We start from the raw sequence: 14,726 nt of genomic DNA on the forward strand, positions 1-14,726 counted from the left end.
CCGGCGGCGCCCGTACCGGGCCGGCGCTCGCGGATCCGCTCGGGACTCCTGACAGGGGCCCTGTCGGAACTTCCGCCAGAACTCCAGATCTCCAGAACTCCCGCCAGAACTCCTGTCAGAACTCCTGCGAGCCGCTGACCGCCCAGGCCACCCCGCTGGCCGGGTCCTCCAGCGCCACGTGCAGATGGCGCAGCCCGGCGGCCGGCTCATGCCAGGTGAAGCAGCGCATCCGGGCCACCAGGGCGTCCACCTCCCGGCGGTTCGGACCGTCCGCCCCGGCCATCGCGCCCAGCGCCCGCCAGAGCCTCAGCCGCCCGTGGGCGCAACCGTGCGTCCGGCCCACCGCGGCGGCCTGCACGAGCGCCGGGTAGGCGAGCGCGAACGGCAGGAACCCGCCGAGCACCCGCCGGCCCCGGGCCAGCACTGCGGCCGCCGACGGGGCCGGACCGCGGACGCAGACCACCTCCGCCCAGGGCGCCAGCGCGGCGAGCTCCGCCAGGCCCCGGGTGACCCGCTGACCGCCCGGCCGGGCCGACGACCTCGGCAGGTCGACCTGGCCCAGGCCCTCCCGGCTGGCCGGCAGGGTCAGCACCGCGCTGCGCGCTCCCCCGCCGGGCAGGTACTCGCGCACCCGGGCGGCCTCGTCCCAGCCCGCCTTCTCCCAGGGCTCCAGGCGCAGCGGCACGCCCTCGGGGTCGGGCTCGGCACCGTAGGAGAGGTCCTCGCCGAGCAGCACCCGGGTGTGCGCCACCAGGCGGCGCACCGGGGCCGGACCGAGCAGCGGGGCCAGCCGCAGCCAGGAGTGGCGGGTCGCCAGCACCTCCCACAGCGGACCGGCGTCGTGGTCCGCCACCCCGGCGGAGGTCCCCGCGCCACCGTCCGTGTCGAACAGCCGGACGGCCAGCTCGGGCGGCGCCGCGTAGGCGATCAGATGGCCGAGCGGCGCGGTCAGGGCCACCGCGGCCCGCTCACCGGCCTGCACGACGGCGGCCGCCCGGCCCTGCCGGTAGGCGGCGAGCAGCTCGGGCCAGCGACCGTCCTCGGCCAGGGCGCGGACGCTGTGGTCCTCGTACGTGATCACGATTTTCAGCGTACGGGCCGGGGTGGCGCATCAGCCGACTTGCCGTCGGCTCGGTGCGTCGGGGCGGCTCGGTGCGTCGGGGGGCTGCGCTGGCAGGCTGCCTCGGCACTCGGACTCAGCGCTCGGACTCAGCGCTCGGACTCGGCGAGCGGCGGCCTCGGCGGGCGGCCGGGCCGTCAGGGGTCCTGTCGGCGCTCGTGCTCCAGGACGGCGCGCAACCGGCCGTGGGCGCGGCGGCGGGTGACGGCCAGGGTGCTGCGGTGCAGGCCGAGCAACTCGGCGGCCTCGTCGACGGAGTAGCCGTCGAGGTCCACCAGCACCACGGCGCGGGCCTGCTTGACGGTCAGGAAGCCGAGCAGGCGGACCACCTCCCAGCGCGCCTGCAACTCGGCCATCCCACCGGGCGACGGGCCGAACGCCGCCGCCCGCCCGTGTCCCGCGGCCTCGGCCGACTCCGGGAACTCGCGCAGCGCCGCCCGGCGGCGCTCCCGGCGCCACTGGTCGCGCAGGATGTTCGTCATCGTGGTGAACACGTAGGCGTACGGCTGCGGGTGGCTGAGGAAGCGCTCCGGGCGGCGGGCGATCCGCAGGTACGCGTCGTGGACGACGTCACCGGCGGCGAGCGGGCTCCCGGCGAGCATCGCCGCCGCCTGCTGGAGTCTGGGCAGCAGTTCGGTGAACAACCGGTTGAAGTCCGCCGACCGGTCCGCCGGTTGGCCTTCCGTCGGCCCCGGGCCGAAGTCCTTGCGCGGTCCGCCCGCACACCGCTCGTTGCATTCCGCCATGCCGTTCTCCCCGGAAATCGGCACCCCGAACGCCCAGTTGGGGCCGTTTCCCACCCCTACCGGACATGTTGTGACACAGGTCACATCATAAGCCGTCCTCTCGCCCTGCGCAGTCATTCGTGTGCAACTCGTCATCGGCCGAACGGAGCGGGCGTTCACCCTCCCCACCACCGCGCCAGCCGGGGGCATGACCACTGACAGCTGACGGATAACAGATTTCAAAATCTGTTATCCGTCAGCTGTCATCTGTTTTCTGTTCGTTGTCATCTGTCACCTGTTCCCTGCCATCCGTTCGCCGTCTTCCGTCTTCTCCCGTCCGCCATCCCGTCCAGCCTCCGTCAGCCGCCGGTCGCCGCCGGCGAGACCTCTGCCAGCAGCCGGGCGGCGTGCACCCGGCCGGCGTGCTCGACCAGGTTGATCAGCACCTCCTTGCCGGAGGCTCGCTGCCGGGCGTCGCAGAGCAGCACCGGCGTACCGGGGTCCAGGTCCAGCGCGCGGGCGACCTCCTCCGGGCCGTACTCGCGCGTTCCGGCGAACCGGTTCACCGCGACGACGAAGGGGATGCCGCGGTGCTCGAAGAAGTCCACGGCGGGGAAGCAGTCGGTCAGCCGACGGGTGTCGGCGAGCACCACCGCACCGAGCGCTCCCTGGGCCAACTCGTCCCAGAGGAACCAGAACCGGTCCTGCCCCGGGGTTCCGAACAGGTAGACGGCCAGGCCCTCGCGGATGGTGATCCGGCCGAAGTCCATCGCCACCGTGGTGCTGGACTTGCGCTCCACCCCGTCCAGGTCGTCCACCCCGCGCCCGGCCTCGGTGAGCCGCTCCTCGGTGCGCAGCGGACGAATCTCGCTGACCGCGCCGACCAGCGTCGTCTTGCCGACCCCGAACCCGCCCGCCACCAGGATCTTGAGCGCGAGCACGGAGTCGGACTGGTCCACCGGACCCACCGGGGTGGACGGCCACCGGCTGATCGGGCGGCCCGGACCGGCGGGGTGATGACGGCCGGACGGCTGGTCAGAGTGCACGGAGCCCATGGATGACCTCCTGGAGGATGCGTTCGTCGGGGAGCAGTGCGGGCGGCACAGGGCGGTTGACCCGGATGAGCCCGGCCGCCAGCAGATCGCCGAGCAGCACCCGCACGACGCCCACCGGCAGGTCGAGGTCGGCGGCGAGCTCGGCCACGGACAGCGGTGTGCCCAGGCACCGGCGGAGGATCCGCGCCTGCTCCGGACCGATCGGCAGCTCGGCCGCGTCCGGTGCGAGCGCCGGGTCGGGCAGCTCGGACACCACCACGGCGATCAGGTCGAACTGCTGCTCACCGCTCCCGGTCCGGCCCCTGGTCATGGCGTACGGGCGGACCAGCGGCCCGGCCTCGTCGTCGTACCAGTGGGCCCGGTGGGCGGCGGCGAGCGGGTTCCGGGGCAGCCGGTCGGGGTCGGCCCTCGGGTGCTCCGGATGTCGCTGGTGGTACGGGTGGAAGGCGTGCTCCGCCCGGTGGTCCGGGCGGTCCGGCTGGGGCACCGAGCTCACCCTCCGTGCACCGTGCGGGGCGGGGCGCTCAGGTGCTCACCGACCCGGCGGACCAGTCTGGCCATCTCGTAGGCGACCAGCCCGAGATCGGCCCGCGCGGTGGCGAACACGGCCAGGCAGGTACCCTCCCCGGCCGCCGCGACCAGCAGGTAGCCGCCCTCCAACTCGACCATGGTCTGCCGGACTTCGCCCGCACCGAAGTGCCGCCCGGCACCCTTGGCGAGGCTGTGGAACCCGGCCGCGACGGCCGCCAGGTGCTCGCCGTCCTCCCGGGCCAGACCGGCCGAACTGCCCATGGCCAGGCCGTCGGCGGAGAGCATCACGGTGAAGCGGACCTCGGGGGCGCGCTGGACCAACTCGTCGAGGAGCCAGCTCAGTTCCCCCGCGCGGTGGGTGGTGCCGATCACGACCGGTCTCCTTCGGTTCGGGTGTCGGGTCTCGCTCCGGGCCGGAAGCCCGGCCGGGCTTCCGGCCGGGCGTCGGGCGGGGTGCCGGGCGAGGTGCCGGGCGAGGTGCCGGGCCGGACTTCGGGCCGCCGGCCGCGCGCCCAGCCGTGCTGGAAGGCCGCCATCGCCGCCCGCGCCTCCTCCGGACTGCGGGCCACCGGCCCCGTACCGATTCCGCCCCCGGCTCCGGCGGTGACTCCGGTGGTGACTCCGCGGCGGCCGTACGGGGCGGCGGCGGGCGCCTCCCGCAGCTGCGGGGCAAGATTCGCCCGGCGCACCCGGCGCGGCAACTCCTCCGGACCGTCCACCGATCCGCGCTCGCCCGGCACCTCGCCCTGCGGCCCGCTCGGCAATGCGCCCGCCGACGGTGCGGAGGCGCCGTGCTGGGGCTGCGGCGGACCGGGCTGCGGACGGGAGGCCGCGCCCGGGCCCCCGTCCGCAGCCGGTCCGGCCGTCCGGGCGCCGGAGGCCCGGAAGGGGGTGCGGTGCGTCGGCCCGGGGTCGACGCCCCGGACTCCGAACGGCAGCAGCGCCCCGCCCTCCGGCAGCGGCCCACCCGCCGCCGGAAGCTCTGTCCCCGCCACCCCGCTGCCCGGGAGGGCGGGTTCCGCTCCGTCCCCGGCCGGATCCGGCACCCACTCGGGCGCCGGCTCCGGCGTGATGTCCAACTCCGGTACCGGCTCGTGGCCTTGTCCCGGGTGGTCCCCCCGCTCGTCGGCCAGCAGCCCGGCGGGCAGCAGCACCACCGCGGTGGTGCCGCCGTACGCGGAGGTCACCAGGGAGACCCGGACGTCGTGCCGCCGGGCGAGCCGGCTGACCACGAACAGGCCGAGCCGGTCGCTGTCGAACAGGTCGGTCTGTTCGGCCGCGGCGATCCGCCGGTTGGCGGCGGCCAGCGCGGCCGGACCCATCCCGAGACCGCGGTCCTCGATCTCCAACGCGTAGCCGTTGCCGACCTGTTCACCGCGGATGTGCACCCTGGTGTGCGGCGGGGAGAACCCGGTGGCGTTCTCGACCAGTTCGGCCACCAGGTGGGTGAGGTCGGCGACGGCGTGGCCGACGACGGCGGCGCGCGGCAGTGGGTGCACCTCGACCCGGGCGTACTCCTCGACCTCCGAGACGGCCGCCAGCACCACGTCCACCAGCGGCACGGGCCGCCGCCAGGCCCGGCCGGGAGCCGCACCGGAGAGGATGATCAGGCCCTCGGCGTGGCGGCGCATCCGGGTGGTCAGGTGGTCCAGCCGGAACAGGTCGGCGAGCTCGGACGGGTCCTCGGTGCGGCGCTCCATGCTGTCCAGCAAGGTGAGTTGGCGGTGCACCAGGACCTGGCTGCGGCGCGCGAGGTTGACGAACACCCCGGACACTCCCGACAGCACCTCGGCCCGTTCCACCGCCGCCGTGACAGCTGCCCGCTGCACGGCACCGAGCGCCCGGTGCACCTGGCCGATCTCGTCGTCGCGGCCCACCGGCCGGGGCGCCTCGGATTCGATGTCCACCTCCTCGCCAGCACGCAACTTCCGCATAGTGGACGGGAGTTCGCGCCAGGCAAGGTCAAGTGCCGTGTCACGCAGGCCGGTCAGCTCGGTTACCAGGCCGCGGCCGATCTGCACCGAGATCACCAGCGAGGCGACCACCCCGAGCAGCCCGAGCAGTACGGCGATCCCGGACGGGGTGAACAGGCCCAGTGCGTAAGGGTTCTGCTGTTCTGCGGCGAGCCGACCGGTCCGGTCCGCAACATCGCGCAGCCCGGCGGCGACGTTCCCGGCCACCGCCGCCCACCGGTCCGCCGGCACCGCGGCGACGGCCGACCGGCCGTCGGCGGCGGTACGGACCTCCTCCTCGTAACCCACCAGTTCCCGGTGGTCAGGGCCGTCGGTGACGGCGAGCAGTGCCTCCCGGTCTGCCTGGCCGAGACCGGCGGCCGCGCCCTGCTCGAACGCGCGACGGGCAAAGGCCGCACCGGAGAACTCCCGCAGCTGGTCGTCACCGAGCCCGCCAGAGAGTTCGGCGGACCGCAGCAACGCGTCCTCACGGGAGAGGAGTTCGCGGGTGCGGTCCAGCTCCGGCAGCACCCGCGAGTCGGCCCCGGGGTGGCCGTCGCGCGGCGCGGCGACGGCACCGGACACGGCCAGCGCCCGGTCCACGGCCGTCCCGTACGCGGCGTACGCCTCGGACCAGCCCACGCTCCGGGTGAGCACCCTGCCGCGCAGTTCGGGCAGGGCGGCAAGCGCGGTGCCGAGGTCGTCCAGGCGGGCGGCGGCGTCGGCGCCGAGGCCCTGGGCGTCGGCCCGGTTGTAGCCCCGGCCGGGGCGGCGCGGGTCGGGGAACAGCGGGGTGAGCGCCCGGTCGGTGGCGGCGGCAGCCTCGCGCACGGCACTCTCCCGCCCTGCGGCGGGCACCGTCCCCGGGACGAGGCCCGGACCGGCCAACAACTGTCCGGCGGCGGCGCGTTCGGCCTGCAGGCCGGCGACGGTGTCGGCGACGGGGGTGAGCAGGCTGCGCTGGGCGTCGCGCAGGCGCAGCAGGTCCCAGACGCCCTGGGCGGTGGTGACGGTGGCGAAGCCCCAGAGGGCGATGACGGAGACGACCGGGACCATCAACAGGGCGATGATCCGGGCGCGCACGCTCCGGGGACGCAGCCCCCGCAGTCCGAACGGCCCGCGCAGTCGGGGGCCGGGGCGCGACGAGCGGGCGGGCGGTCCGGCGTGGGCACCCCGGCGGGCGCCAGGGGTGGTGCCACGGACTTCTCGCATGGACGGGGGCCTTTCGGGCAAGGGCGACGGGGCTCGGGCGGCACGAACAGCCTCGGGCGGCACGGACGGGCTCAGGCGGCACAAGCGGGCTCAGGCCGCGCGGTCCCGGCCGTACGGATCCCGCCCGGCCGGGGCAGGGCCGGCCGGGGCAGGGCCGGCCGGGTCGAAACCGCCCGCGGCAGGGCCGTACAGGCTTGTGAGCGCGGTGCCCGAGGGCGCAGCGCCCGACTCGGCGCCGGGCCGGGCGGCGGGGTCGGCGAACTCCTCGATCGCCAGCTCCCCCGCTGTCAGATCGCCGGCCCGCTCCTGGGTGGTCGGGGAGAGCGCGACGAAGGCGGAGGCCAGGAAGAGGAACGAGCCGAGGCCGACGGCGAGCGGGAAGACGAACTCCATCGGGCTGACCCCGCCCAACCCGGTCCGGGCGGAATCCAGTTGGACGTGGACGGCCGCCATGCCCGTGTAGTGCATGCAGCTGACGGCCAGGCCCATGCCCAGCGAGGCGGCGGCCGCGGCGTACCCGTTGCGGACGGTGACGGCGGCCCAGAGCGCGGCGGTGGCGGCACCGACCGCGACCAGGACGGAGAGCGCGACCGTCCCGCCGTCGTAGCGCAGCCCGCCGTGCATCCGGACGGCGGCCATGCCGAGGTAGTGCATCGCGGCGACGCCGACGCCGGTGGTGCAGCCGCCGCCCAGCAGAGCGAGGCCGCGGTGCCGGCCGTAGCAGACCACGGTCAGGCCGAGGCCGGTGACCAGTACGGCGACCAGCAGGCTCAGCACCGTGAGCGGCACGCTGTAGCGCAGTTCGGTTCCGTCGACGGCGAAGCCGAACATGGCGACGAAGTGCATGGTCCAGATCCCGGAGCCGATCGCGGCGGCTGCGGTGAGCAGCCAGTTCCGGCGGGCGGCGCCCGTGGCGGCCAGGCCGCGCAGGGTGCAGCGCAGCCCGAGGGCGGCACCGGCGCAGGCCATCGCGTAGGAAAGGACGGGGGTCAGCCAGCCGAAGCTGAACTGGTTGAGGGCTCCCATGGGACCTCCGGTCGACCGGTCGGGCCCGGGGCGGAATGCGGTACTCCCGGGCACCCCCGGCCGGGCGGACTGCATCCGACGGGCACATGGGCATGTGCGGCATATGCCCGTCGCATGTGCGCTTCCGGCCTGGGGTGCGTGGGACGCTATCGAGCGGCTGGAATCAGCCAGACGAAGATCTGAAAAGCTGCACGCGCGGCGCGGGCGCCGTGTTCGAATGGCCCGGTCCTGTGCCCAGCGACACTCGGGCGACTGACAACGAACAAAAGACAGATAACAGATGTTGAAATCTGTTATCTGTCTTCTGAAAGTTGAACTCTGAAACCCGTCAGCCCGACGCCGTCAGCCCTGCGCCGTGACCCGCACCCGCATCGCGCTCGCCGCCCGGAGCGTGATCCCCTGCACGAGCGCCACCCGCCGGTCCACCACCTCCAGGTCGAAGTCCCGCAGCAGCACCCCGAGGGTCAGCACCGACTCCAGCATCGAGAAGTGCTGCCCGATGCAGGCCCGCGGCCCGCCGCCGAACGGGAACCATGCGTAGCGGTGCCGCGCCTTCTCCTCCTCCGGCAGGAACCGGTCCGGGTCGAAGCGCTCGGGCTCGGCCCAGTGGTCCGGGTGCCGCTGGGTGACCAGCGGCGCGACCACGACCTGTGCCCCCGCCGGGATCACGTACCCGTCGATGACCGTCTCCTCGACCGCCCGCCGCCCGATCAGCGACGCCGCCGGAAAGAGCCGCATCGCCTCCTTGATCACCCGGGTGAGGTACGGCAACCGCTCCAGGTCCGCCGCCGTCGGCGCCCGCCCGGCCAGAACGGTCCGCGCCTCCTCCTGGGCGAGCTTGCGCTGCTCCGGGTGCTTGGCCAGCAGGTGCAGGGCGAAGGCCAGCGAGGTGGCCGTGGTCTCGTGCCCCGCGAGCAGGAACACCAGGACCTGGTCCCGGAGTTCGGCCGGATCCAGCCGCTCGCCGTCCTCGCCGCGCGCCCGCCCGAGCAGCGTCAGCAGGTCGTCCGCCTCCTCGTCACCGCCCCCGCGCGCCGCCCGCTCCGCGATGATCCGGTCGCAGACCTCGTAGAGCGCCCGCTGCGCCTCCAGGCCGCGCCGGTTGCCCGGCGTCGGCCAGGTGCGCGGGAACCGGACCGGCGCGAAGCCTCGCTCCTTGATGTACTCGCCGAGCACCGGGAAGCTGCGGTTCACCACCTCCACCGCTTCCTCCACGTCGGCGCCGAAGAGGATCCGGGCGACGGCCCGCAGCGCGAACCGCGACATCTCCTCCGCGGCGTCCACCACCCCGCCCGGCACCGCCCGCCAGCGCTCGGCGAGCGCCTGCGCCTCCTGGGCGAGCGCCTCCGCGTAGCCGTCGACCCGGCGACGGGTGAACAGCGGCTGGACCAGTCGGCGCTGACGCTGGTAGACCTCGTCCTGGCTGGTCAGCAGGCCGTTGCCGACACTGGTCCGCAGTTCGTCGTAGAAGCTGTTCTCCTTGCGGAAGTTCGCCGCCTCGCTGCCCAGCACCTGGTGGGCGCCCTCCGGCGAGAACACCCCGTAGAACTCGACGCGCAGCCCGGGCGGCCCGGCCACCATGCGCACCACGTCGCCGTGGTCCCGCCGGGCCGCGAGGTAGGTGCGCAGCGGACGGCGGGTGAGGTCGAAGAGCGACCCGACCAGGGGGTTCCCGGCCGGTCCGGGTATGGCGGCTGCGGTGGCCATCGGCACTCCTTCTGGGCTTCCTCGGCGCTGACGCGCGCTCGCTGACCCTTCAACCTTACTGACGGGTATTCAGCCGAGGAAGCCACGCGAAAGGACCGGGCCGCCGACCCACGCCGCCGGCCCGGTCCGCTCACTCGTATCACTCGTACTCGGTGCCACCCTTGCGGGTCAGGTAGGCGTCGCTGACCACCTTGGCGATCGCCCGCCCGCCGAGCACCGGGCTCCAGCGCTCGACCACCGGCCGGACCACCACGCCCTCACGCAGGTGGAGTTCACGCCCGGAGTGCGCCTCCTTGCCCTGCGCATGCGCCAGCACCGTCGCGGTGTCGAACGGCCCGCGCCACAGTTCGGTCACCAACGGCAGTTCGCCGTCCATGAGTTCGGCGGCCGACAGCCAGGTCAACTGCCCGTCCAGCACGGCCGACACGTCGAAGGCCGCGTACCCGGGGCGCTCGGTACGCGCGGAGGCGCCGTACGTCAGGTCCTGCACGCCCTCGCCGAACACCTCGCCGAAGATACCGACCCGCTCGGCACCCAGCCGTTCGGCCAACCGGGCCGCCGCCGCCGGGATGTCGTACGCGCGCACCGCCCGCCAGTACAGGTTGCGCTCGTCCTCGGCGAGCGCCAGCCCCTGCGCGCCGATCCCCTTGGACGAGACGTGCACCTCGCCGGTGGCGGCGGTGTAGGTGACCAGGCAGCAGCTGCCGTGCAGCTTCTCGGTCAGTACCACGGGCTCGCCGGGCCCGAAGACGTCGGGGTGGCGCTTGAGGTTCTCGATGTCCACCCAGGGCAGCAGGTCGGGCGCGCTGAGGACCTCACCGTTCATCGAGGTCGGCACCGGCGGCTGCCACTTGACGATCCCGAGCACTTCGGCGAAGTCCTCGCCCCGCTCGGCCGCCCCGGCCAGGTCGGTTCCGGCCAGCGCGCCGGGCCGGCAGACGATGCCCTGGGACAGCTCCCCGCGCAGCCGTACCGCCTTCACCCGGTTCGCCGCACTGCCCGCCAGCTTGCCGGTCAGCCCCAGCTCCTCGATCAACTCCTCGGGCAGGACAGCCTGTTCGGGGATGTAGACGGCGTGGTCGCCGGTCCGGTAGGAGCCCTTGGCCACCACCGCGCGATAGAGTCCGACCTGGGCCAACTCCAGTGCGTCGGCGTTCGGGTGCTCCAGGATGACCAGCTTCTCGGCGGTGACGCGCAGCGTGGACATGGGCGGACTCCTCCCCGTTGATCCGTTCGGATCGACCATCGGGCCCGGGCGGCCGACGGTCGGCCGCGCCTACGGGCTGTCGCCCACTCTGACCGTTCCACCTGCCCGGATGCGAAGGGTTTTCCACCGGCCGCCCTTCCGCCGGTCGTCCTTCCACCTGCCGCCCTTCCGGACCGAACCGTCCGTGCACGTTTGAGCCTTCGCACAGCAGCCCCGAGACCGTCGCCCCACTCCCGCTGTGCGATGTGACAGAGGATTTATCGCTCGCATCTGCGGCACTATGATCGCCGTAATGGCCGCACCTGCGGCCACACCTCCGCGCCCCTTCCGGCGCGAACCCTGGAGGGGAAGCACCGATGAGCACTCGCACCACCCCCACCCGCAGACTCGCCGTCGCCGCCACTGCGGCCCTCGTCCTCAGCCTCGGGGCCACCGCCTGCGGCAGCGACGGCGGCAAGTCCTCCGGCTCCGCCTCCTCGGCCGCGACCGCCGCCGCCACCGGCGCCACCGGCGCGGCGGGCACCGACGGAGCCACCGCTCCGAAGGCGAAGGGCGCCATCACCGTGTTCGCCGCCGCCTCCCTCAAGGAGACCTTCACCGAGCTCGGCAAGAAGTTCGAGGCCGCCAACCCGGGCACCAAGGTCACCTTCAACTTCGGCGGCAGCTCCGCCCTCGCCACCAGCATCAACTCCGGTGCACCGGCGGACGTCTTCGCCGCGGCCAGCCCGGCCACCATGAAGACGGTCACCGACGCGGGCGGCGCGAGCGGCCAGCCGACGACCTTCGTCAAGAACACCCTCGCCATCGCCGTGCCCAAGGGCAACCCCAAGCACCTCGCGGGCCTCAAGGACCTCACCGGTTCCGGCGTGAAGGTCGCGCTCTGCGCGAAGGAGGTGCCCTGTGGTGCCGCCGCCCTCACCGCGTTGAAGGCCGCCGGCGTCGACCTCACCCCGGTGACCCTGGAGCAGGACGTCAAGGGCGCGCTCACCAAGGTCGAGCTCGGCGAGGTCGACGCCTCGCTGGTGTACAAGACCGATGTGCAGGCCGATGCTGCGAAGATCGACGGCGTGGACTTCCCCGAGGCCGCCAAGGCCGTGAACGACTACCCGATCGCCGCACTCGCCAAGGCGCCGAACAAGGACGGCGCGGCCGCCTTCGTCGCCTACGTGCGGTCGCCCGAGGCCAAGCAGGTGCTGACTGCGGCGGGCTTCCAGGCGCCGTGACGGACCGCACCACCGGCAGCGACCGCAACCGGGACTCCGGCTCCGGCACGGGCTCCCGCATCGGCTCCGGCGCCGGCTCCGGCGCCAGCTCCGACACCGGTACCGCTACCGGTACCGGCATCACCCGGGACGACGCAGCCCCGGCACCGGCAGGACCCGCGAACGCCCTGCCGGGCCGCCGCCGGGGCCCGCGCCGCCCCGGCGCACAGCGCGTCCCGGTCACGCTGCTGCTCCCGGCGCTGCTCGGCCTGGCGTTCCTGATCCTGCCGCTGGTCGGGCTGCTCGTCCGGGCGCCGTGGAGCGGCCTGTCCGAGCAGCTGACCAGCACCGCCGTCTGGGACGCCCTGCGGCTCTCGCTGATCTGCGCGACGGCCGCCACCGCGGTGTCGCTGGTCCTCGGGGTCCCGCTGGCCTGGCTGCTCGCGCGCGCCGAGCTGCCCGGCCGGCGGGTGATCCGGGCGCTGGTCACCTTGCCACTGGTGCTGCCCCCCGTGGTGGGCGGTGTGGCGCTGCTGCTGGTGCTCGGCCGACGCGGCATCGTCGGTTCCTGGCTGGACTCGGCGTTCGGCATCACCCTGCCCTTCACCACCACCGGGGTGGTGATCGCCGAGGCCTTCGTGGCGATGCCCTTCCTGGTGATCAGCGTGGAGGGAGCGCTGCGGGCGGCCGATCCCCGCTTCGAGGAGGCGGCCGCGACCCTGGGCGCCTCCCGGCTGACCGCGTTCCGCCGGGTCACCCTGCCGATGATCGCCCCCGGGATCGCCGCCGGAGCCGTCCTGGCCTGGGCCCGGGCGCTCGGCGAGTTCGGCGCGACGATCACCTTCGCGGGCAACTTCCCGGGCCGCACCCAGACCATGCCGCTGGCCGTCTACCTGGCCATGGAGTCCGACCCGGAGGCGGCGATCGCGCTGTCGCTGGTGCTGCTGGTGGTCTCCGTCGCCGTCCTGGTCGGCCTGCGCGACCGCTGGATGTCGACCCCATGACACCGACTCCGGACCAAGACCCGGCCTCGGCCCCGACCCCGGCCCCGGACGAACGCCCCCACACCCAGGACGCCGACAGGACGGCCGAACCGATGCCCCCCGAACCGCCCTCCACCGCCGCCCCTGCCCCTGCCCCCGTCCCCGTCCCCGCACCGGGTGTCGGGGCCGCGCCCGCCGCCCTCGACGCCCGCCTGCGGGTCGACCGCGCCGCGTTCGCCCTCGACCTGGAGCTCACCGCCGCCCCCGGCGAGGTGATCGCCCTGCTCGGCCCGAACGGCGCCGGCAAGTCCACCGCGCTGCGCGCCCTCGCCGGCCTGCTCCCGCTCACCGGCGGCCACCTTCGCCTGGACGGCCACGTCCTGGAGGAACCGGCCCGGCGCCTGCACACCCCCGCCGAGCGACGACCGGTCGGCGTGGTGTTCCAGGACTACCTGCTGTTCCCCCACCTCAGCGCGCTCGACAACGTCGCCTTCGGCCCGCGCTGCCAGGGCCGCGCCAAGCGCGAGGCCAGGGCCGAGGCGGCGGCCTGGCTGGAACGGATGGGCCTGGCGGGCCACGCCTCGGTGCACCCCGGCCGGCTCTCCGGCGGCCAGGCCCAACGGGTGGCGCTGGCCCGGGCCCTGGCCGTCCGCCCCCGGCTGCTCCTGCTGGACGAGCCGCTGGCCGCCCTGGACGCCCGCACCCGGCTCGACGTACGGTCCCAACTGCGGCGCCACCTAGCCGAGTTCGAGGCCGTGGCGGTGCTGGTGACGCACGACCCGCTGGACGCGATGGTGCTGGCCGACCGGCTGGTGGTGATCGAGGACGGCCGCGAGGTGCAGTCCGGCAGCCCGGCGGAGGTCGCCCGGCGCCCGCGCACCGACTACATCGCCCGCCTGGTCGGCCTCAACCTGTACCAGGGACGGGCCGAGGGCACCCTGGTCACCCTCCCGGACGGCACCGTCCTGACCACCACCGAGGAGCTGTCCGGACCGGCGTTCGTGGCCTTCCCGCCCGCCGCCGTCACCCTGTACCGGGAGCGGCCGCGGTCCAGCGCCCGCAACCTGTGGCAGGCCGAGGTCACCGGCCTGGACCTGCACGGCGACCAGGTGCGCGCCGAACTCGCCGGAACCCTGCCGATGGCCGCCGACCTCACCCCGGCCGCCGTCGCCGAACTGGGGCTGGCACCGGGAACACCGGTCTGGGCCTCGGTCAAGGCCACCCAGACCCACGCCTACCCGGCCTGACCCGGCCTGACCCGCCGCCCTGTACCGCCCCGGCCCGCCGGACAACACCCCGCCCGAGCGCGCCTACTCCGACGGCTCGACGAACCCCGACTCGTACGCGGCGATCACCGCCTGGGTACGGTCCCGCGCGCCCAGCTTCGCCAGCACGCTGCTGACGTGCGTCTTCACCGTCTGTACCCCGAGCACCAGCTGCTCGGCGATCTCCCCGTTGCTGAGCCCGCGCGCCATCATCCGCAGCACCTCGGCCTCGCGCCCGGTCAGCGCCGCCCGGTCCATGGCCGCGCGGGCGGCCGGGTTGCCGTGCCCGGCGGCCAGCTGCCGGATCGCGGCCGGGAACAGCAGCGACTCGCCGGCCGCCGCCAGCCGTACCGCGTGGACGATCTCGGCCGGGCGGCTGCGCTTGAGCAGGAAGCCGTCGGCGCCCGCGCGCAGCGCCTGGTAGACGTAGTCGTCGTTCTCGAAGGTGGTGACGACCAGGATCCTCGGCGGCCGTTCCCCCGGCGGGCCAGGGCGCAGCAGTTCGCGGGTGGCCGCCAGGCCGTCCATGACGGGCATCCGGACGTCCATCAGCACCACTCTCGGGCGCAGCGCACGAGCGAGGGACACAGCCTCCGCGCCGTCGCCCGCCTCCCCGACCACCCGCAGGTCGCCCTGGGCCTCCAGTACGGCCCGCATCCCGGCCCGGACCAGTTCCTCGTCGTCGGCGAGCAGGATGTCGGTCATCCCAGCCGCACCGGCCCCGACGCCTCCGCCTGCAAG

General features: G+C 74.4%; 13 protein-coding genes. 3 read left to right on the plus strand and 10 right to left on the minus strand.

What is annotated here, in order from left to right; genetic code table 11:
* Positions 1-115: 115 nt before the first annotated feature.
* The 9 genes from AB0F71_RS08210 to AB0F71_RS08250 all read right to left on the minus strand — a co-directional run bounded on the left by AB0F71_RS08210 (position 116) and on the right by AB0F71_RS08250 (position 10,535).
* Positions 116-1,081: a hypothetical protein gene (locus AB0F71_RS08210; protein ID WP_360229812.1), complete on the minus strand. Its 966-nt coding sequence runs from the start codon at positions 1,079-1,081 to the stop codon at positions 116-118.
* A 176-nt stretch (positions 1,082-1,257) separates the two neighbouring features.
* On the minus strand, positions 1,258-1,866 hold the full coding sequence (locus tag AB0F71_RS08215; protein ID WP_360229814.1) for an RNA polymerase sigma factor: 609 nt from the start codon (positions 1,864-1,866) through the stop codon (positions 1,258-1,260).
* A gap of 338 nt (positions 1,867-2,204) precedes the next feature.
* Positions 2,205-2,813, minus strand: coding sequence for an ATP/GTP-binding protein (locus AB0F71_RS08220; RefSeq protein WP_360229963.1), 609 nt, complete (start codon positions 2,811-2,813; stop codon positions 2,205-2,207).
* A gap of 67 nt (positions 2,814-2,880) precedes the next feature.
* Positions 2,881-3,291: a DUF742 domain-containing protein gene (locus AB0F71_RS08225; RefSeq protein ID WP_360229965.1), complete on the minus strand. Its 411-nt coding sequence runs from the start codon at positions 3,289-3,291 to the stop codon at positions 2,881-2,883.
* 101 nt (positions 3,292-3,392) lie between these two features.
* Positions 3,393-3,803 (minus strand): roadblock/LC7 domain-containing protein, encoded by a 411-nt coding sequence (locus AB0F71_RS08230; RefSeq protein ID WP_360229816.1) that lies wholly within the window; start codon positions 3,801-3,803, stop codon positions 3,393-3,395.
* Complete coding sequence (locus tag AB0F71_RS08235) at positions 3,800-6,595, minus strand: nitrate- and nitrite sensing domain-containing protein (protein WP_360229818.1); 2,796 nt, start codon at positions 6,593-6,595, stop codon at positions 3,800-3,802. Before AB0F71_RS08235 ends, AB0F71_RS08230 begins: the two co-directional genes overlap by 4 nt.
* Before the next feature lie 90 nt (positions 6,596-6,685).
* On the minus strand, positions 6,686-7,621 hold the full coding sequence (locus AB0F71_RS08240) for an MHYT domain-containing protein (RefSeq protein WP_360229820.1): 936 nt from the start codon (positions 7,619-7,621) through the stop codon (positions 6,686-6,688).
* Between the two features lie 342 nt (positions 7,622-7,963).
* Positions 7,964-9,328 (minus strand): cytochrome P450, encoded by a 1,365-nt coding sequence (locus AB0F71_RS08245; RefSeq protein WP_360229822.1) that lies wholly within the window; start codon positions 9,326-9,328, stop codon positions 7,964-7,966.
* A 139-nt stretch (positions 9,329-9,467) separates the two neighbouring features.
* On the minus strand, positions 9,468-10,535 hold the full coding sequence (locus AB0F71_RS08250) for an RNA ligase (ATP) (RefSeq protein ID WP_360229824.1): 1,068 nt from the start codon (positions 10,533-10,535) through the stop codon (positions 9,468-9,470).
* Positions 10,536-10,891: 356 nt separating this feature from the next.
* Between AB0F71_RS08250 and modA the strand changes: the two genes are divergently transcribed.
* The 3 genes from modA to AB0F71_RS08265 all read left to right on the plus strand — a co-directional run bounded on the left by modA (position 10,892) and on the right by AB0F71_RS08265 (position 13,967).
* A complete protein-coding gene (gene modA / locus AB0F71_RS08255; protein ID WP_360229826.1) occupies positions 10,892-11,758 on the plus strand; it encodes a molybdate ABC transporter substrate-binding protein in 867 nt (288 codons plus the stop codon).
* Between the two features lie 167 nt (positions 11,759-11,925).
* The gene (locus AB0F71_RS08260; protein ID WP_360229967.1) at positions 11,926-12,741 is read left to right on the plus strand and encodes an ABC transporter permease; all 816 of its coding nucleotides are present in this window, start codon (positions 11,926-11,928) and stop codon (positions 12,739-12,741) included.
* The gene (locus AB0F71_RS08265) at positions 12,738-13,967 is read left to right on the plus strand and encodes an ABC transporter ATP-binding protein (RefSeq protein WP_360229828.1); all 1,230 of its coding nucleotides are present in this window, start codon (positions 12,738-12,740) and stop codon (positions 13,965-13,967) included. The genes AB0F71_RS08260 and AB0F71_RS08265 overlap by 4 nt, the downstream gene beginning before the upstream one ends.
* Positions 13,968-14,030: 63 nt before the next feature.
* On the opposite strand, the gene AB0F71_RS08270 is transcribed toward AB0F71_RS08265, so the two are convergent.
* The gene (locus AB0F71_RS08270) at positions 14,031-14,690 is read right to left on the minus strand and encodes a response regulator transcription factor (protein ID WP_360229830.1); all 660 of its coding nucleotides are present in this window, start codon (positions 14,688-14,690) and stop codon (positions 14,031-14,033) included.
* Positions 14,691-14,726: the final 36 nt, after the last annotated feature.

It is taken from the genome of Kitasatospora sp. NPDC028055, assembly GCF_040637885.1.
In the GTDB taxonomy this organism is placed as follows: Bacteria; Actinomycetota; Actinomycetes; order Streptomycetales; family Streptomycetaceae; genus Kitasatospora.

What these genes read in the sequence shown, in the direction of transcription:
- AB0F71_RS08215 (WP_360229814.1), bottom strand. Translation starts at nt 1,866, where the DNA reads ATGGCGGAATGCAACGAGCGGTGTGCGGGCGGACCGCGCAAGGACTTC.
- AB0F71_RS08235 (WP_360229818.1), bottom strand. Translation starts at nt 6,595, where the DNA reads ATGCGAGAAGTCCGTGGCACCACCCCTGGCGCCCGCCGGGGTGCCCAC.
- AB0F71_RS08240 (WP_360229820.1), bottom strand. Translation starts at nt 7,621, where the DNA reads ATGGGAGCCCTCAACCAGTTCAGCTTCGGCTGGCTGACCCCCGTCCTT.
- AB0F71_RS08245 (WP_360229822.1), bottom strand. Translation starts at nt 9,328, where the DNA reads ATGGCCACCGCAGCCGCCATACCCGGACCGGCCGGGAACCCCCTGGTC.
- AB0F71_RS08250 (WP_360229824.1), bottom strand. Translation starts at nt 10,535, where the DNA reads ATGTCCACGCTGCGCGTCACCGCCGAGAAGCTGGTCATCCTGGAGCAC.
- modA (WP_360229826.1), top strand. Translation starts at nt 10,892, where the DNA reads ATGAGCACTCGCACCACCCCCACCCGCAGACTCGCCGTCGCCGCCACT.
- AB0F71_RS08265 (WP_360229828.1), top strand. Translation starts at nt 12,738, where the DNA reads ATGACACCGACTCCGGACCAAGACCCGGCCTCGGCCCCGACCCCGGCC.
- AB0F71_RS08270 (WP_360229830.1), bottom strand. Translation starts at nt 14,690, where the DNA reads ATGACCGACATCCTGCTCGCCGACGACGAGGAACTGGTCCGGGCCGGG.